Source organism: Bifidobacterium sp. ESL1133, from assembly GCF_058107325.1.
This window is the reverse complement of sequence record NZ_JBYLUI010000004.1, coordinates 64,709-83,090: the sequence shown is the minus strand read 5'-3', so window position 1 is coordinate 83,090 and position 18,382 is coordinate 64,709. Positions and strand designations below refer to the sequence as shown.

Below are 18,382 nucleotides of genomic sequence, written 5' to 3'. Positions count from 1 at the left end.
CTCCTTACAAGCTCTTCAGAATCTCTGCTTTTTTCGCATCAAACTCTTCTTGCGAAATCAACTCTGCATCAAGCAGTTTCTTTAACTGGCCAAGACGTTCCACTGGAGAGTCCTCAGTCTGCGGTGCCACTGCCTCGGCGCTTGCTTGTGCCGATTGCTGACCTTGCGCACCCGCTTGTGTACCAGGCATCCCGGAAGCAGGACCGCTGGCGGCTTGCATGGTCTCGTTCAACATACCGGGAACAACCTGCCCCAAGCCAGCGCCCATCGTAAGACCCATACCAGCACCCAGCAATGCTGACCCATCTGACCCGGGATTTGCTGCGGTCTCGTTCATCGCGTTAAGCACTTCTGCCTGCTGATAATTAGTGCCATATGTCTGATACGCCTGCTGCTGACCTTGCGCAAATGCCGCATTCCCAGCACCCTCAGCCATTTTCCCGAAGTAGTTGCGCCTGTTTTCAGAAGCAAGATCCTGTGCTTCTCTACGCTGCTCATTATCAACGATTTCCAAAGCGGAAATGGAGAAGTTCAACATCTGCAGACCATAGTCAGCAATGATGGGTGCCAGCGCCTGCTCAATCTGAGCCGCATACGTCACCGCATTGGCAGGAACCGCCAGAAGCGGGCCATTCCACGCGGTTAACTCTTGGGTAAGCAACGAAACAATATTGCCTAAGAACTGGCTGCGGAAGAAATCTCGCAGCGATTCCTGCTGCGTCAGATCATAATTGCTGCCTATCAGATTAGTGAGTAAGACGCCGGCATCACTCACTTTTACGCGGTACGCTCCTCGCGCTCTGACCTCAGTTTCGATGCCGATACCGGTAAATTGATCGGCCAACGCTTTGTCGTATACCTTGATCGGCGCATCAGTACCCCACTTGATTTCATGCCCAGACGCTGTGCGCACGAAGAAAACGAGGCAGTGAAAACTCGAAACCGCTCCAGAAAGAGCATTACGAAGACGCGAAATAAAGGGATAATTTTCGGAAAGCAGCGTATATGTTCCCGGGTCAAATACCTGTTCGATCCGTCCCTCATTCATAAATATCGCTTGCTCACCAGGTTCGACGACCAGCGTACTGCCGTTGTTAAAGTCTTCCTCGGGATTTTTGAAAATCAACGTATCGTTGGTGGAACGATTTTTCAGCACATCTGCAATGTGCTTCTGCTCACCTTCATACGCCACCTCATTGGGGTTCTTTCCAAATAATGACATCAGTCCTTCTTCCATATGGTAGTGCCGTACGCTTTAGAGAGGCCCCATCAGCCAAGCTGTTTTCGCCTGACACTAATGGGGTCGCTCGCTGCCGTAGCGTAAGTGAAGCGCGTACTACTTTGCCTGCTGCAGTGCTGCAACAAGCGCTTGAATGTCGCTCGCACTCATCGCCGGCTTGTTGACATATTCACGCCACAATGCCGAAAGTCCATTTGCCGAAGCTTTGAACGATTCCACACCTTCTTGGCTGTTGGATTTAAGCTCGATTTTTTTGCCGCCATTCAAGCAGATGACGCATCCATAGTCATCAACCTTGATGGAATCCACATTCTGGAACAGATATTCCTCAATGAAGGCTCCTTGAGGCTTGCCCATGGAATCCAGCTCGGCCGTCAACTCGAACATCGCAGAAAGAATGCGGTTGTTGCCAAACATCCATACCGTAACGAAATCGCGGGCACCGGCCGGTTCAATATAGGTGATTGGCGCAATGTCGCCAACCTCTTCTTCATCAAAGATATTGCACGCGGCCATGGCCCGTTGTCTCATGGCCTCAAGAATTGCTGGTGAGGTACCTGACATTGTTGTTCCTTCCCTTTATTTGCGTGGTATTTGCTTAGTCTGCGAGTATCGCGTCCATCTCGGCCCGATCGTCTTCCGTCAGACTTCCTGCTTGAGCCAGCACATCATTCGATCGCTCACGATAATTCAAATACCGTTTTTCAAACACTTCTCGAATGATCACCGCTTTCGCGTAGAAATACTGCGGATCCGGGTTCATTGTTATCGCAGAATCTATGGTCGAAATAATCGATTTGCCTTCTGCCAATTTGATCTGGAACGGTTTCTTGCACTTATACCGCGCTAAGGCAGCATGAAACACGACATCAGGATTGTCCGAGCCGTTGCTCATGGCGCGTTCCAGCTTTGCAGCAGCCTCCTGATATTGACCACGCCCCATCAGCACCAAGCCAAGCGAAGCCAGCACCTGCGGATTATCAGGCGAATCCTTAAGCGCACCTTGGTACGTTTTAAGAAAGCGCTCGGATTCGCGAAGCGTGGCTTTGCGCATGCTCTTGAACGTCAGCGCCGTAACGGTCAATTTACGACCGCAATATTCACAGACTTTTTGCTCTTTTTCAATGGCTGCCCCACAACCGGGGCAGACCATTTCGTCATCAACAATTGGCATAGTGCACCATACCGCCAGTTTTGCTCGTACTGTTCATGAACAGAGACTACTTCTTCCCAAACACTGCCTTCTGGGCATCGTTCATCTCCTTCAGCTGCTCCATCTGAGCAGTAGCCAGTGCCTGTGCTTGGGCAGCTTGCTCAGCTGAAGCCGCCATCTGCCTATTCATTTGCCTATTTTGCTTTTCGAAACCACGCTCCTGCTCCGTCATACTGTCCAGATACAAATCGTCAATCTCTTTATAGAGACCAGTAGCGGGCTCATGAAGAGTCTCCTCGTTGCCAAACTTCGCTATATAAGGTTCAAAAAACCCTGCCCACTCAGCAGCCAGTGCCTTAGCTGCCCCATCTGTAATCGCCTTGAATACAAAAGCACATACAACACCTGCTGCACACACAGTACTACCAATTTCCCTAGCAGCACCGTCAAATAGCGCAATCACGAAACCTACAATAATCAATCCCCACTCAATCATTAAATATTTTGAACGCTTTTTTGCAAGCTCGCCCTTACGCTTTGAAATTGACGTTTTCTCAGCTTCTAGCTTCTGAATAAAATCAGTATTCAAATCCTCAAGGGTACTTTGCAATTGACTTGGCCTAGCTCGGTCGATACCTTCTAGGTTTTGCGTGTGCACGTTGGCCAGCTTACTTTTAGCAAGCTGGTACTTTTCATCAAATTGGGCAGAGTGGTCGATATCTAACGACTCAATAGATTCTATATAAGTACCCATCCCTATCATCTCTCCTATATTTCTCAACTACGAGAAGTAGGAAGGTGATTACAGCCTAAATGCCTAGAAACGCCCCACCTCCCGCAATTCTGCAAGTTGAGAGCAGCACTGACTGTATGCGTCATAGCCGACTCCTTCATTATTTGTATAGACAACACGCCTATATCATCGCTAATTTTAATCTCAAGGCGATACAAATTTGATGCAAATAACATTCCGCGACATAGAATGATGACCTTCACCGCTCCAAATTGTTGCCCGCAGCAAACAGGCCGACCGGCAACACCACATGGCTACCGGTCGGCCTGTATATTCAGTTCGTGCTCATTCCACGGTTTGCACGTGCAAACTCACGCTGCGCCAAGCAACCTACTTGCGTTCGTTGCTACTGACCTAACGGCACACTCACTGCCCGTACACGTTCTGGTAGCGGTCGTTGAGCTTGTCGATGTCGACTTGAGCGATGGGTTTGGCACCGCCGAGCTGCTCAGCAGCCCACATGGTGCGCGCCACTTCCTCGGTCATGGCGGCGGCTTTTACCGCGCCTTCCGCGTCCTTGCCGACGGTGAAGGGCCCATGGTTCTGCATGAGTACCGCCGGCGAATGCGGATACTCCTTCAATGTCTCCACCACGCCTTTGCCGATCTCCTCGGAGCCGATGAGCCGGAACGGACCGACCGGGACAGGGCCACCAAACTCGTCGCCCATCATGGTCAAACCGCAGGGAATATTCCGCCCAGTAGCCGCCCACGCGGTGGCGTATGTGGAGTGCGTGTGCACCACACCGTACACGTCCGGCATGTGGCGGTAGATGTAGCCGTGAGAAGCCGTGTCGGAGCTGGGTGCTTCGGCACCGTCCACCACGTTGCCTTCCAGATCGGTGACCACCATCGACGAGGGGGTCAGGTATTCATAGCGCAGACCGGAAGGTTTGATCACCATCAAATCGGCAGAATGAAGCCGTTGCGAGACGTTCCCAGCCGTCCACACCACCAAATCCCATTTAATGAGTTGGTCGTGCAGCGCGGCTACCTGCTCGCGCACCAGTTTCACTTCGGAGCGCACTTCGGGAGAAAAATCAGATAAAGAAGCCATAAGAAACACCTTTGTTTTTGTACGTGTAAAGTCACCTCGTCAGCCAAACAAATGTCAATGTTGCCACCGAACACTGCGACACAGCTGCTCGACTGCCGAAGAAGAAAAAGGAGAATGAGTAGGTACTAGCTACCGCTACTGCACCATCGAATGTGATATACGCACACATATTCTCGTATGTATGCAGGTTTCTGGCACAACGTGCTTGTTGCATCGGCTCTACTGTTGCCGAGCCGATGCAACAAGCCCAGTTACCAAGCCCTGTTTACAGGCTTTCCAGATCCTTGCCACGGGTTTCCTTGGCAAAGAGGTACACAATCGCACCGATAACCAAGCAGATACCGAAGAAGGAGAACGCCGTGGTGACCACGGAGATGTCGATGTGCGTCGCGACGAAGCTGCCGCCCACCAGAGCACCCATGAGCGCCGGTCCCACTACCTTGGCCAGCGCGCCGATGCCATAGCCCAAGCCCAAACCTGTGGAGCGCACATCGTTGGGGAACTGCTCTCCGCCGAACGCGTTGAGGATGCCGAAGGCACCGTCCGCAAAGGTCATGATGATGAGCACGGCGATGTAGAACGCCCAGCCGGAGGTGTGGAAGAAGGCGGCATAGAAGCAGCCAGCTGCACCGATCATACCGAAGATGAAGAGTGTCCAGCGACGGCCGATGCGGTCGGCAAGCCAAGCGGAGCCGAAGCGACCGATGCAGTCAGCCACGGAGACGCCCATGAAAAGATACGCCACCATTTGGGTGGAGAATCCGAACGCATCCTTGAGCAGGGTCTGGCCCCAGGACTGGATGGCGAAGCTGCCGAGAATGAAGCAGAAGGAACCGACGCTGATGATGAGCAGCGACTTTGTATGCCCTTGGATCAACTCGCGGTAGCCTGCCTTCTCCTCGACCTTCAGCTGAGGCAGTGTGCCGACCTCTTCGACCGGAATTTCCATGGCCCAAGCCAGAGACTCGCGAGCCTTGGTATCCTCGCCGATGCTCTGGTAGAAGCGGGGCGATTCAGGAACGTAGTGCAGCCAGACGAGCAGCAGGACTGGAATCACGCCGATGGCAACCAGCACACGCCAGTTGTCGCCGACGAGGCTTTGGGAAATGGAGCCGAGCAGCAGGCCGAGAGGGATGAACACGGAGGTCAGGCCGGAGAGCATACCGCGGTTCTTGCTGGGCACGAACTCCTGCACGTACGGGATAGAGGTGATGTTGAGGCCGCCAACACCGACACCGACGCCAATACGCAGTATGGCAAGCAGCACCCAGGCACGGTCGGGCAGGAAGACGGAGAGCGCGGTGAACAGCACGAAGCAGATGACGCACCACTGGAAAGCGGTCTTGCGGCCAAAGCGATCGGCCAGACGGCCCCACATAATCGACCCGATGACAGTGCCCAAGCCCGAGCAAGCCAGGATGACACCGGCCTCGGTACCGGTCAGATTCCAGGCGGAGGTGAGCAGAGAGACAACAAAGCCGATGAGGAACATGTCAAAGAATTCCGACACGTTACCCAAGATAGCCAAGGTCACCAAACTTTTCTGATGACCGGTCAGCGGGCGGGCGTCCATCTGTTCGTACGCGGCGACCGGTGGCGCCACGGCATTAGCGGTATTACTCATGATATTTCCTTAGTATTCCATAGGGTTCGACACAGCGGAAGCATGAAGCTGGAAGATCTTCACCCTTCCGCTGTGACATTTGCAGTTGTTTCACGTGAAACATGCTCATTGACACATACCGTGCAAGTCTGCATGCCCACGTGTGGCCGGCCCTCCCGAAACCGCGCCAGCAGACGCAGATGGGACGAAGCGGAGGAGATAGAGCGGATAAATGGCGACCGTCAGCAGCGGCACGGACAGTCGCCATCGGGATTACCAGCCAGCGTTCATCGGTCGATACTTACCGACTGACATCTACCGGATTGATGATCACCGGCTTAATATTTACCGGTCGATGTCTGCGCCGAGCGGGATGTGCAGCTCGTCGGGACGAATACGGGTCAAGTCACCTTTGTGAGTGAGCGCGAACTCGGAAGCACGCTGCCCCCACTTCACGCCCTCAGATACCTCGTCGGAGAGATACCCGTGCAGTGTGGCAGCCACGAACGAATCACCCGCTCCAGGCCGGTCGATCACCGGCACCTCAGTGGTGTGGTACTCGCTGAAGCCCTCATGGGTGCGCAGGTACGGCCCCTCCATATGGTTGGTGGACACCACATATTCCGGATTGAAGCGTTTCATCAGCTCATCGGTCACCTCTTCGGGCGTACCTTCGATGCCGAACACCTTCTGCGCGTCGGAGATAGAGCAGAAGAGGATGCTGGCCTGCTCGGCAATGGGGGTCAGCACTTCGCGCGCCTTCTCCCCGCTCCACAACTTACGGCGGAAGTTGACGTCGAGCGCCACCTTCGCACCACGTTTGATCGACTCATCACAGGCGTAACGCACCACTTCAGCGGTGGTGTCCGTCAACGAGGCGGTAATGCCGGTGAGGAACATGATGCGCGTATCGAGCATGGTGTCCCAGTCGTAGTCCTCCACCCCGGTCTCACGGAAGGCTGTCCAGTTGCGGTCATAGATGACGTTGGCGGGCATGGGGCCGGCACCCGGCTCCATGAAATAGAGTGCCGTGCGCCCTTCGGGCTTGCGCACCATGGTGCTCATATCCACGCCGACCGAACGATACTCGGAGAGGATGTAATCCCCCAAGTCGCCCTTGGGCAGCGAACTCGTCCACAGCGTGCTGCGTCCCAGTTGCGAGAGCAGACCAGCCACGTTCGCTTCGGAACAGGCCGGGTTCATGTGTACGGAACGGGTGAACATGAGGCGTTCGCCATTCTTCACCGTGAATCGAATCTGGCCTTCGCCAATAGTAGAGACATCATATTTTGCCATGAGTTTACACTTCCTCGTGTGTGGCGCGCGGGCGCCATGCGTGTGCATATCGCTATGTCTGCGCTGCCGTTCGGGGCATCCATGTTCCGAACAGCAGCGCAATCGCCGTGCTACCGCTGCGGTGCGCGGCGATTGATACGGTTTTTGAGTTGTGGTTGTGGTTGATACTGGTTGATTGGTAACAGCACAGGCTCATCAAGCCTAGGGCCGCAATGCTTGTGCCGGTACGGAAGCCACCGCACCGCCATCCTCACGGAAAGGCGGCGGCACAGCGGCAGCCTGCAGGCCATGCCAGCTACGGTCGTTCGATCTCAATGCCGGCCTCATCAAGCCAGCCTTCGACCTTACGCCGCGCAGCTGCGGAAATCTCACTGGAGTCGGGTGCGTCATCGTTCCACATCTCGAGCATCATGCGCCCCGACCACTCCTGCCGCTTCAGCTCGGCAAATGCGGCCTTAAAGTCAGCCGTGCCTTCTCCCATAGGGACTCGGCGCGGCTCTCCCGGGCGAACGTCTTTGACATGAATGGCCAGCATGCGCCCCTGCCCTGCCTTGAGTTCGGCCACAGTATCGAGTTCCTGCTCGGCCAAGTTGCCGATGTCGGGGTACATGGTGAGCCATGCAGAACCGACCTCGTCGCAGACTTCCAACCCTTTGGAGATGGAAGTCACGTCGTTGCCGTCCACATTCTCGATGCCCAGCATCACGCCGGCTTGAGCCGCATAGGCGGCCGCGCGGCGTAGCGAATCCACGTAGCGCTCACGTTGACCTGAATCAGGGGTTTCGTAGTAGGCGTAGTACCCTGCCACCTGCACCACTGGGATGCCGGCTTCGTGGCACAGGTCGATGGCCTTGCGGAAGATGTCATCCGCTTCCTGCCGCACCTCCGGATCGGCGGAACCAGGCCCTACCTTGCGGTGGCAACTCAGGCACATGCCTCCCACCTGTACCTGCTGCCGGTCAGCAGCCTCGCGGAACTGACGCGCCTGCTTGGCCGTCCAGTCGAGCCGCGCCATGCGCTCCGGGGTCTCATCCACAGACAAATCCATGAAGGAGAAGCCGCCTTGACGCACGCCGGAGAGGAACGAATCCCAATCATCGGCGCGTTTCAGAGCTTTCTCGTAGATGCCGAGCCTCACGCTGCTCATCAGGCCCACACCTCACCAATCACGTCCTGCAGATGCGTGGCTGCCGCCAGCGGGTCGTCCGCCTTGACGATGCCGCGCCCAGAGATGATCACACCCACCGGAGCCCCCTTGAAGAAGGGCAGATCCTCAGCCTTCACGCCGCCAGTGACGGTAACCATGAAGCCCATATCGTGCAGCTCCTTGATCCGGGCGATGTCGTTGGGACCCCAAGTGAGCTTTCCTGCCACCTCGGCGTCACGCGAACGGTGCACGATGACCTGCTTGGCCCCCAGCCGGCGCCATTCGCGCGCCTGCTCCGGGTCGTAAGTCTCACCGAGTTCGATCTGCACCTCGCCGCCGAACTCGTCAGCGACTTTCACCACCTGCTCGACAGTGGTCATGGAGGCCCCGGCCACCACGGAAACCCAGTTCGCACCGGCTTCGAAGCAGTTGCGGGCAATGAGCGCACCTGCCTCGGCAATGCGCACATCCGCCAGAATCGTCTTGTTGGGGTACAGCGCGCGCACTTCACGCACTGCTTTGAGCCCTTCGGCAATGATGAGAATGGTGCCGCACTCAATCACATCGATCTGATCGATCGCTTGGTTGAGCGGGCGCAGCGCACTGGGCATGTCGGTGGTGTCGAGCGCGATTTGCAGCTTGGGACGTTCCGGACTCGTAATGTTTCCGCTCATCTCAGGCATCCTTACGCATAGTGAAGAAGGTCTGCGCGTTCTTCATGAGCAGCTTGTCCACATACTCGGGGTCGAAGCCTTCGGCAATCATGCGCGGGCCGTCCACGGCGGGGTTGTAGTCCACACCGGTCACCGAACCGTACGCCTTCTGGTAAGAGCGCTTGCCGGAGTCGGTACCCAGCAGGATGCGATCCTCATAGCCGTCCTTCTTGAAGGCGGCAAGCTCGTTGATGCGGTTCACATCCGGCTGATACTTGATGCGGTACGTGCCGTCGATCTCAAGGTAAACACCAAGATCGAGAATCTGCTCCAAATAGTAGACGTCGGCGTTGCGCTGAATGTGGCCGATGGCAATCTGGTCTGCAGGCACGCCCAACTTGATGAACTCCTGCGCCTGCTCCAAGCCGCAGGTACCGAAAGTGGTGTGCGTGTTGATCGGGGCGCCGGTCTCGATGGACGCGATGGCTGCGGCCTCAAGGCACTTGTGCTCAAACGGGGTGATCTTGCCGTATGCGGTACCCACCTTGATGACACCTGCCTTGTACTTGCTGCGGTTAACGACCGGACCGGAATAATCGTTCTGGTCAATGCCCTCGCGAATGTCCGCGATGACCAGCTCGGCAATCTGGTCGACAGAATAACGGTTGATCCAGTGGGACTGCGTCTCCAGGTAGACGTGCTCACGGTGGAAACCGGTAGCGGCGATGACCTGCAGCCCGTCAACGTCGCGAGCCACCTCGGCCAGCTTCTCCGGGTCGCGGCCGCAGTTGATGGGGCACATGTCAACCACCGTGCCGCCGTTCTTGCTCCAGTTCTTGGAAGCGTCCACAAAGCGCGTGGCCTCTTCTTCGGCCTTGGGCACGGAATCGAGCTGATGGTCGCCATCGATGTAGACCTCACCCGCACCGACGCGGATGAGGTGGTCGTGGCAATCCACCACGCCAAGGGTACTGGGATCTACGTCTCCGAGAATGGTACGTGCAAACGCCATTGCTGCTCCTTAGTATTGACTTCTTCATTGAAGGCTTGGCACCTGTTGCGCCGCCTGTGATTGTCAATCTAGCGCCTCGAGAAGCGGTTGGCGACACCCTCCGTGAACAAATGTTCATCGTCGAAGTGTGACTTTTCGCGGAACAATGGCGTTTACCACTTCGCGAGCGCTCGTCATCCGGAAAACCGGCGATAGAATGAACACATGTTCAACGATGAATCATTAGCGTCCAGTACGTCACGCGATCATGTGGAACTCATGCTGCGTGTAGCGCGCTCCTACTACGAAGACAATAAGACCCAGGCGCAGGTGGCACGCGAGGTCGGCTACTCACGCCCCAGCATTTCCCGCCTGCTGGAGGAGGCTCGGCGCACTGGCATGGTGCGTATCACCATCAGCCATAGTCTGGAACGCCTACGCGAACTTGAGCAAGGACTTACCGACAAATATAAGTTGAAACATGTGCGTGTGGCCGAGGTGCGCCCAGGTGAAAGCACCAGCCAAGTGGTACCCGGGTACGCCGCTGCGCTATTCAGTGAACTGTGCCAGCCCAACTCGCTGATCACGGTTTCCAACGGTCATGCCGTAGCGGCCACAGTGCGCGAAGTTCCGGTGAGCGACTGGCCTAAAACGAACGTGACGCAAATGATAGGGGCGTTGAGTCCTACCAATTCCATGATTGATTCACCGGACATATGCCGGCTGCTTGCCAGCCGTCTTGGCGGCACATGCACCACACTGCCGGCGCCTATGATTCTCTCCAACGTAGCACTGGCCAAGAGCATGCGGCACGAGCAGCAGATCGCCACCACACTGGCGCTGGGCGGAGCTGCAGACGTGGCCATCGTCGGCATCGGTGCCGTTACCGACCAACGCCTTGGCCACATCTTCGATGCGTACGTGGACCAGCCTACTGTGCGCGATATGCGCCAGCGCGGCGTGGTGGGCCATATTTGCGGGCATTTGCTCGACGCCCGCGGCCGACATATCCATGGTGATTTGTGCGACCGCACCATCTCTGTGGATATGGAACGACTCAAACGCATCCCGCTCGTCATCGGTGTGGCGTGGGGGCAAGTCAAGCTCAAGGCGATTCGCGCATGCTTGCTGGGACATTACGTTTCTGCGCTGGTCACCGACCAGAATACCGCAGAAGCGCTGTTAGACATGTGAGCGTACGGCGCCGGGTCACATATGTTGGGCGACATACCCGACTTGGGTGTTTGGTTGAGGTTGAAGATTTCCTGAGGATTGAGCACACGTTGCGTGGCAATCCGCAAGTGTTCGACTGCGCTAACTTGAAGCCCTGTGAGTGTCGAGCTCTACTGTAACCCGCAGGTGTTGCGCTTGTACTTCGGCAGTATTACAATATGTGATGTTGTCTCTGTGAGACACTGGGGCTGTAGCTCAGTTGGTAGAGCGCTTCGTTCGCATCGAAGAGGTCGTGGTTTCGATTACCATCAGCTCCACTTTACATATGGGTATACGAGGGAGTATTCACACAGATGAGTAACGTTAAATACGTTGCAGATATAATAGACTGGCGAAAGAAAGAGATAGGCATTAACGACGTCTGCTCCCACGAACACCTTTTCATGGCGTGGCCAACATACAAGGTGCAGAAAAAATCGGACGAAACTGACGACCAGTATGAAGACAGAATCGCAGAAGAGACTGAAGTCGAGGCTGTCGAGATAGTAGAAAGTGACAAAAATGAGATTTCTTTCCGCCGCTTCGCTGGTGACAATTCTCATACCGAGTCAGTTAAATCATTAGAGCAAGCAGATGCACGATTTTTTGATGAGCCTTCTTTAGATGCGGCTACTTGGAGAGAGCTGACTCGAAAATTCTAATCAACGTTATACTAGGTGCAACGCCGCAGCTTTTGCACGGCGTCGATGGGAATCATCCCCATCACCAGCGGCAGGACAACTGTCAAACAACTTGCATGATCGGCGAAGTAATTGACTCACGAAACGTGGTTTATCTCTGCTGTTATCCCTTTCATCCCAGCAGAAGCAAATCCTCGGAGGCCAATTAACTGAACACATAAAACCATGTATTTGCACACGCAAAACCTGACGCGGCAAAACCGTCGCTAACAAGCTCTCAACGACGGAAACAACGCAACATCATTACCCAACGCAGCAAAAACGTCACTTACCGCTCGTCAGCGACGGAAATGACGCGACACCACTGTCTCACGCAACAAAAACGTCACTCACAGCCCAACAATGACAGAAACGACGCAATACAACCATCTAACGAAGAAACACAGGTCATTAAACGCGAGACCACACCGTACCAAAACATCACAGTCACTCAGGTCGCCGCAGCCGCGCACATCACTCGCACAACCTTCTACCGTCACTTCACCAACATCGACGATTTGGCGGATGCCGCCATCGCCGACGAGGTGGGACGCAAGGAGGCAGTGCGCATGTCGGCGCATTGCTGGAGTAGAACCCGCTCACCACTGGTTCTTGGCTGGTGCATTGATGCTCAGGCTGTGTGCAATTACTCCACCAGCGAGCGCACCTCGATGATGTGGTCGCGGGCCGGGCCGGTACCGATGGCGGAGATGCGGCAGTTGGAGATCTCTTCGAGCCGCTTCACATAGGCTTGCGTGTTGGCGGGCAGGTCTTCGAAACGGTGCACCTGTGAGATGTCCTCACTCCAGCCGGGCATGGTTTCGTAGACCGGAGTGGCGCGGGCGAATGCATCTTGATCGATGGGCATGTCGTCGTAGCGGGTGTGGGTGCCGTCGCCGTTATCCACGTCGTATGCCACACAAATCGGGATTTCGCTCAGGCCAGTGAGCACGTCGAGCTTGGTGAGCACGATGTCGGTCAACCCGTTGACTTGAGTAGCATAGCGCGTCACTACCGCGTCAAACCAACCACAGCGGCGCGGCCTGCCGGTGGTCACGCCAAACTCGTGACCTTGGGTGCGCAGCCACTCGCCCGAGTCGTCATTGAGTTCGGTAGGGAATGGGCCTTCGCCCACGCGGGTTACGTACGCTTTGGCCACGCCGATAACACGCGAAATCTTGGTGGGCCCAACGCCGGTGCCTGTGCACGCACCACCAGCGGTAGGGTTGGAGGACGTGACGAACGGATAGGTGCCGTGATCCACGTCGAGCATGGTAGCCTGACCGCCCTCGAACAGCACGGTCTTGCCCTCGTCTAGCGCCTGGTTGAGCAGCAGCGACGTGTTTGCCACGTACGGGCGCAGGCGTTCACCGAGCTTGAGAAGTGTTTCGGTGGTCTGGCCGGCATCGATGGGGCGGCGGTTGTAGAGCTTGACCAACTCCTGGTTCTTTTGGTGCAGGCTCGCTTCCACTTTGTCGCGCAAACGTTCGGCATCGAACAGGTCGTGCACACGCAAGCCAACACGGTTGATCTTGTCCGCATAGGCAGGGCCGATGCCACGACCGGTGGTACCGATTTTGTGCTTGCCCAAGAACCGTTCGGTCACCTTGTCGATTACGCGATGGTACGGGGCGATGATTTGCGCCGATTCGCTGACACGCAGCTTCGAGCAGTCCACTCCCCTGGCTTCCAGCCCATCGATTTCCTCGAACAGAACTTGCGGGTCCACCACCACGCCGTTGCCTATCACCGGAGTGGCATTCGGGTTGACGATACCGCTCGGCAACAAGTGCAGCGCATAGCTCTCGTCACCCACCACCACAGTATGGCCGGCATTGTTGCCGCCGTTGAACCGCGCCACATAATCCACTTGCGTACCGATGAGGTCGGTGGCTTTGCCTTTGCCTTCGTCTCCCCATTGGGTACCGATAAGAATGATTCCAGACATAGCAGACCTCCAAACGCCCGAATTTGGCCGTTCCTAGCCTACTCGCAACCATACCTACAGCCCATGCCTGCCCGGCGGAGCTCACTATGGTGGAAAGAGAAGGTTATTTCAGAGCTTTGCCGGCGCTGCCGAGCATCTCGCAGGCCTCTACCACGCGCGCTGCCATGGCAGTTTCCGCTTCTGCTCCCCAAGAACGGGGGTCGTAGTAGCGTTTATCGCCCACTTCGCCGTCCACTTTGAGCACCGCATCATAGTGCGCAAACATGTGGCCGGCAGCGGCGCGCGTGAAGGCATACTGCGTGTCGGTATCAATGTTCATCTTGACCACGCCGGCGCGAACCGCATCGGCAATCTCCGCCGCACTCGAACCGGAACCGCCATGGAATACCATGGAGAATGGCTTGTCTGCCGGGAATGAACCGGCCGAACCATTCAAGCCCTTTGCGACGAATCGACCAACCGGCGAGCCACCTTCCAAGCGACCGGACGCGACCGCATCGGCCACAGTGTGTTGAATCTCACCAAGCAGTTCCGGACGTAGCTTGACCACTCCAGGCTTGTAAGCACCGTGCACATTGCCAAATGTGAATGCCGCCAGGTATCGTCCACGCTCGCCCAGACCAAGCCTTCTCGCCACTTCCAACCCATCTTCAGGCGTGGAATAAAGCCGTTCATCAATGTCTGCACGGTGGCCGTCTTCTTCGCCGCCAACAGCACCGATCTCAATCTCCAGCACTGTGCGTGCCGCCTGTGAACAGTCAAGCAGCCGCTGTGCAATATCCAAATTGTCCGTCAACGGCAACGTCGATCCGTCCCACATGTGCGACTGGAACGCAGGCTCTTCTCCACGCTTCACCTGCTCGGCCTCATGCTCCAAGAGCGGCAACACCCACTCGTCAAGGTAGGGCTTGGCACAATGGTCAGTATGCAACGCCACAGCAATATGCGGGTATTGTGCAGCAACGCGGCGAGCAAAGTCTGCAAAGGCAAGTGAACCGACCACACGGTTTTGCGCGCTCTGCCCCGACAGATAGGAAGCGCCACCTACCGAAACCTGAATGATGCCATCTGACTCGGCCTCGGCAAAACCTTGCAGCGCAGCGTTAAGCGTCTGCGTGCTGGTCACATTGATGGCAGGAAACGCGTAGCCGCCTTGCTTGGCTGCATCAAGCATGTGCGCGTATCGTTCCGGGGTCGCCAACGTCATGCGCCCATTATATGCACCGACCCTATAGCGGTATGCAACTCAGTCCAGCTGCGCCAGCTACTCCTAGTGCCAGCTACTCTCCGGACTTGGCTCGGCGCAACGCACCCGGCACCGGCATGGGGAACGGTTTACGAGGCTTCACCGCTTTGGGAGCAGCCTTGGCTTCGGTGCTGGTGGCCTTTGCAGCAGCTTCAGCCGCCCATTGGGCATACTCGTCCAAATCGTCCTGTGACAGCGCATCATCGGCGTTTGCTCCCGCAGCGACCCCCTCGGACTCGACAGCCTCAGTGCCAGAAGTCACGGCAGACTCCTGCGTTCCCTCGATCTGCTCGAAAGGATCCACCAACCCTGAACCCGGCTCCTGCTCGTTCAACTCTTTGGCGAGCTCGTCATAATCGGTATCGGTTGTCAGATACTTCAACTTTCGGGCTATTTTCTTTTGTTTAGCCTTCTGACGTCCGCGGCCCATTTGACCCCCTGCATGCTCTTCTACCAGTGACATTTCATTGCCACCAGAGTATCACTTGGTATGCTCGTTTCATTGTCGGCTCAGACTTTTAGCATGAAATCATTATTATCCCGCAAGGTTTGCGGCGCTGGAAAAGGATCACCATGACAGACGCAGAGCACGAAGAACACCAGGTTACCGCCGCTGGGAACGAGATGAGCGCCAGTTTCCTCGCCGCCAAGGAGCGCTCGGAGAAGACACGCGCGAAGCTCGAAGCCAACCCCGGCAAGTTCACCATGCTCACTGGAGACCGCCCCACCGGTCGCCTGCACCTTGGCCACTATTTCGGTTCCATCAAATCACGCGTGGAAATGCAGAACAAAGGCGTGCACACCAACGTGGTGATTGCAGACTACCAAGTGATCACCGACCGCGACACCACCGATCACATTGGCGAGAATGTGCTGAATATGGTGCTCGATTACATGGCCGCCGGCATTGACCCGACCAAAACCATGATGTTCACACACTCTTCGGTACCGGCTGAAAACCAGCTCATGCTGCCGTTCCTCTCCCTGGTTACCGAAGCCGAGCTGGAACGCAATCCCACCGTCAAGTCAGAGAAAGAAGCATCAGGCCATGCGCTGACCGGTCTGCTACTCACCTACCCGGTGCATCAGGCGTGCGACATCCTCTTCTGCAAAGCCAACGTGGTGCCAATCGGCAAAGACAACCTGCCACACGTGGAAATTACACGCACCATCGCCCGCCGTTTCAACGAGCGCTACGCCAAAAAGAACCCCGTGTTCCCCGAGCCTGCGGCGATTCTCTCTGAAGCTCCCGAGATTCCCGGGCTCGACGGGCGCAAGATGAGCAAATCGTACGGCAACTCCATCATGCTGGGCGCCAGCGCCGAAGAGACCGCGAAGCTGATCAAGAAAAGCCCCACCGATTCCGAACGCCGCATCACCTTCGACCCTACCAACCGCCCTCAGGTTTCGGCACTGCTCACCACCGCAGGGTTGGTCACCGACCGCGACCCCGCTGAAATCGCCGAGGAGATTGGCGATGCCGGCGCCGGCGCGCTCAAAGCCTATGTGATCGAATCCGTCAACAACTTCTTGGCACCACACCGTGAACGACGTGAGGAGTTGGCGAAAGATATGGATTCCATCCGTGACATCATTCGCGACGGCAACAAACGCGCCAACGCAATTGCCGAAGAGACGCTCGGCGAGGTACGCGAAGCGATGGGTATGCAGTACTGATTCCATACAGTCCCACCCCTTACCGCCTTACCGCAATGCTGCAATCACACGGTTCAGCACATCTTGCGGCGAACCTTCCACCGGAATCTGGCAGCCGGCTTCGTCGCTCTCCAACGGCTCTATAGTGGCAAGCTGGCTGCCCAACAAGCTTAAGGGCATGAAGTGTCCTTGACGAGCCTCCATACGGGCCGTCAACAACTCGCGGCTTGCCGTAAGGTGCACAAAGTACATCGGGCAGGCGCTGCGCAGCATGTCTCGATATGCACGCTTCAACGCCGAACAGGAGACCACTGTGGACACTCCTTGCGCAGCCCGCTCAGCCGTCCACTCGCCCACAGAGCGGAGCCACGGCCACCGGTCGTCATCGGTCAGGGGGGTTCCAGCGCTCATTTTGGCGATGTTGGCAGCCGGATGAAAGGCATCACCCTCGGCAAAACGGTAATCTAAATATTCCGCCAAACCTGTTGCCACAGTCGTTTTGCCACAGCCGGACACTCCCATCACCACAATATGCCGTGTAGCACGTTCACTCATGACTTCCCCCCTTCTCACTGCACTGACCTCAACCATCATGCACCCGTTCCTCTGATTTTCTCATTGAAATTTTCCATCAGAAGGCGCATATGCGCGCAAAATAGAGTAGTCTGAAAGTATGGCACATGCACAGACAGAACATATTCAAGCTTGGCTCACCGACATGGACGGTGTGTTGGTTCACGAGAACGAGGCACTGCCCGGAGCCGTGGAATTCATTGACGCGCTCAAGAAGGCCGACGTGCCTTTCCTGGTGCTCACCAACAATCCCATTTTCTCGCCGCGAGATCTCAGTTGGAGGCTGCACGCCAGCGGCATTGATATTCCGGAGGATCACATCTGGACCAGCGCCATGGCCACCGCGAATTTCGTGAGCCAGCAGATTCCCCGGGGACGCGCCTATGTGGTGGGCGAGGCCGGTCTCACCACCGCCCTGCACGAGATGGGATACATCCTCACTGACCAGGATCCGGATTACGTGATCATCGGAGAGACGCGCAATTATTCCTTCGAAGAGCTCACCACGGCACTGCGTCTCATCCAGCACGGCGCACGATTCATCTGCACCAACCCGGACTACACCGGTCCCTCCTCAGACGGCGATCTGCTGGCAGCCGGCGCCGTGGCTGAGATGATTAAGACGGCAAGTGGCTTCGAACCATATTTCATCGGCAAACCAAACCCGGTCTTCTTCCGCACCGCGCTCAACCAGCTGGGTGCACACAGCGAGACCACAGCGATGATCGGAGACCGGATGGATACGGACATTCGTGCAGGTCTTGAGGCCGGCGTGGAGACGTTCTTGGTAATGACAGGTATTTCGACCCGCGAGTCTATCGACAAATACCCGTTCCGCCCCTCGCACGTGGTCGAAGGCGTCAAAGATTTGATTCCCTACGTGCAAACCGCCAAGAAGCCGGGCGTAGTGAACGCTTCTCAGGCATCCACCAATCCGTCCGCCAAGCACGCAGCAAAGTAACCGGAACCAAGCAGAAACTCGAGCTAGCATAGTCTGTTCTTGGGGTTCTCTGTCTCGGTGGCGTGTGCAGTGTGGCCCTGTCGTGTTCGCGGCAGGGCCACACTTTGTTATATCGCCCCATTCGGCAGATACCGCGCTTCATATGAATTCCCACGCCTGCCTTTGCAAAGTCCG

Annotated in this window: 19 protein-coding genes and 1 tRNA gene; 6 read left to right on the top strand and 14 right to left on the bottom strand. The window is 56.4% G+C overall.

The features are described 5' to 3' along the window. Window positions 1-4: 4 nt before the first annotated feature. The 10 genes from AC3B5A_RS05080 to AC3B5A_RS05035 all read right to left on the bottom strand — a co-directional run bounded on the left by AC3B5A_RS05080 (window position 5) and on the right by AC3B5A_RS05035 (window position 9,953). Window positions 5-1,237, bottom strand: coding sequence for an SPFH domain-containing protein (locus AC3B5A_RS05080; protein ID WP_489799353.1), 1,233 nt, complete (start codon window positions 1,235-1,237; stop codon window positions 5-7). A gap of 99 nt (window positions 1,238-1,336) precedes the next feature. Further along, the gene (locus tag AC3B5A_RS05075; protein ID WP_489799351.1) at window positions 1,337-1,804 is read right to left on the bottom strand and encodes a hypothetical protein; all 468 of its coding nucleotides are present in this window, start codon (window positions 1,802-1,804) and stop codon (window positions 1,337-1,339) included. A 34-nt stretch (window positions 1,805-1,838) separates the two neighbouring features. Then, the gene (locus AC3B5A_RS05070) at window positions 1,839-2,414 is read right to left on the bottom strand and encodes a tetratricopeptide repeat protein (RefSeq protein WP_489799350.1); all 576 of its coding nucleotides are present in this window, start codon (window positions 2,412-2,414) and stop codon (window positions 1,839-1,841) included. A gap of 46 nt (window positions 2,415-2,460) precedes the next feature. After that, complete coding sequence (locus AC3B5A_RS05065) at window positions 2,461-3,156, bottom strand: hypothetical protein (RefSeq protein ID WP_489799348.1); 696 nt, start codon at window positions 3,154-3,156, stop codon at window positions 2,461-2,463. A gap of 396 nt (window positions 3,157-3,552) precedes the next feature. Continuing rightward, a complete protein-coding gene (locus AC3B5A_RS05060) occupies window positions 3,553-4,242 on the bottom strand; it encodes an L-ribulose-5-phosphate 4-epimerase (protein ID WP_489799346.1) in 690 nt (229 codons plus the stop codon). Window positions 4,243-4,507: 265 nt separating this feature from the next. After that, complete coding sequence (locus AC3B5A_RS05055) at window positions 4,508-5,866, bottom strand: MFS transporter (protein WP_489799344.1); 1,359 nt, start codon at window positions 5,864-5,866, stop codon at window positions 4,508-4,510. Between the two features lie 324 nt (window positions 5,867-6,190). Then, complete coding sequence (locus AC3B5A_RS05050; RefSeq protein WP_489760710.1) at window positions 6,191-7,141, bottom strand: sugar kinase; 951 nt, start codon at window positions 7,139-7,141, stop codon at window positions 6,191-6,193. A gap of 295 nt (window positions 7,142-7,436) precedes the next feature. Next, entirely contained in the window at window positions 7,437-8,288 is an 852-nt protein-coding gene (locus tag AC3B5A_RS05045) for an L-ribulose-5-phosphate 3-epimerase (protein ID WP_489760711.1), read from the bottom strand. Further along, a complete protein-coding gene (locus tag AC3B5A_RS05040) occupies window positions 8,288-8,962 on the bottom strand; it encodes a 3-keto-L-gulonate-6-phosphate decarboxylase UlaD (protein ID WP_489799342.1) in 675 nt (224 codons plus the stop codon). Before AC3B5A_RS05040 ends, AC3B5A_RS05045 begins: the two co-directional genes overlap by 1 nt. Window position 8,963: 1 nt before the next feature. Continuing rightward, on the bottom strand, window positions 8,964-9,953 hold the full coding sequence (locus tag AC3B5A_RS05035) for a phosphotriesterase family protein (RefSeq protein WP_489760713.1): 990 nt from the start codon (window positions 9,951-9,953) through the stop codon (window positions 8,964-8,966). 204 nt (window positions 9,954-10,157) lie between these two features. Here AC3B5A_RS05035 and AC3B5A_RS05030 point away from each other — a divergent pair, with 204 nt between their 5' ends. The 4 genes from AC3B5A_RS05030 (at window position 10,158) to AC3B5A_RS05015 (ending at window position 12,573) form a co-directional block, all read left to right on the top strand. Continuing rightward, on the top strand, window positions 10,158-11,126 hold the full coding sequence (locus AC3B5A_RS05030; RefSeq protein ID WP_489799340.1) for a sugar-binding transcriptional regulator: 969 nt from the start codon (window positions 10,158-10,160) through the stop codon (window positions 11,124-11,126). A gap of 223 nt (window positions 11,127-11,349) precedes the next feature. Next, window positions 11,350-11,422, top strand: a tRNA-Ala gene (locus tag AC3B5A_RS05025). A 36-nt stretch (window positions 11,423-11,458) separates the two neighbouring features. Then, window positions 11,459-11,806 carry a hypothetical protein gene (locus tag AC3B5A_RS05020; protein WP_489799338.1) on the top strand — a complete coding sequence of 116 codons (348 nt, stop codon included), beginning with the start codon at window positions 11,459-11,461 and terminating at the stop codon, window positions 11,804-11,806. Window positions 11,807-12,135: 329 nt separating this feature from the next. After that, window positions 12,136-12,573 carry a TetR/AcrR family transcriptional regulator gene (locus AC3B5A_RS05015; protein WP_489799337.1) on the top strand — a complete coding sequence of 146 codons (438 nt, stop codon included), beginning with the start codon at window positions 12,136-12,138 and terminating at the stop codon, window positions 12,571-12,573. Here the strand turns inward: AC3B5A_RS05015 and AC3B5A_RS05010 are convergent. The 3 genes from AC3B5A_RS05010 to AC3B5A_RS05000 all read right to left on the bottom strand — a co-directional run bounded on the left by AC3B5A_RS05010 (window position 12,471) and on the right by AC3B5A_RS05000 (window position 15,448). After that, complete coding sequence (locus tag AC3B5A_RS05010; protein WP_489760717.1) at window positions 12,471-13,772, bottom strand: adenylosuccinate synthase; 1,302 nt, start codon at window positions 13,770-13,772, stop codon at window positions 12,471-12,473. The genes AC3B5A_RS05015 and AC3B5A_RS05010 overlap by 103 nt on opposite strands. A 103-nt stretch (window positions 13,773-13,875) precedes the next feature. Then, window positions 13,876-14,979, bottom strand: coding sequence for a class II fructose-bisphosphate aldolase (gene fbaA, locus AC3B5A_RS05005; RefSeq protein WP_489799335.1), 1,104 nt, complete (start codon window positions 14,977-14,979; stop codon window positions 13,876-13,878). A gap of 73 nt (window positions 14,980-15,052) precedes the next feature. Continuing rightward, window positions 15,053-15,448 (bottom strand): DUF3073 domain-containing protein, encoded by a 396-nt coding sequence (locus tag AC3B5A_RS05000; protein WP_489760719.1) that lies wholly within the window; start codon window positions 15,446-15,448, stop codon window positions 15,053-15,055. Window positions 15,449-15,591: 143 nt separating this feature from the next. On the opposite strand from AC3B5A_RS05000, the gene trpS reads away from it, so the two are divergent. Next, window positions 15,592-16,695 (top strand): tryptophan--tRNA ligase, encoded by a 1,104-nt coding sequence (gene trpS, locus AC3B5A_RS04995; RefSeq protein ID WP_489799333.1) that lies wholly within the window; start codon window positions 15,592-15,594, stop codon window positions 16,693-16,695. 27 nt (window positions 16,696-16,722) lie between these two features. On the opposite strand, the gene AC3B5A_RS04990 is transcribed toward trpS, so the two are convergent. Beyond that, window positions 16,723-17,229, bottom strand: a complete 507-nt coding sequence (locus AC3B5A_RS04990; RefSeq protein WP_489799331.1) for a gluconokinase — start codon at window positions 17,227-17,229, stop codon at window positions 16,723-16,725. Window positions 17,230-17,347: 118 nt separating this feature from the next. Here AC3B5A_RS04990 and AC3B5A_RS04985 point away from each other — a divergent pair, with 118 nt between their 5' ends. Next, a complete protein-coding gene (locus AC3B5A_RS04985; RefSeq protein ID WP_489799330.1) occupies window positions 17,348-18,208 on the top strand; it encodes an HAD-IIA family hydrolase in 861 nt (286 codons plus the stop codon). Window positions 18,209-18,382: the final 174 nt, after the last annotated feature.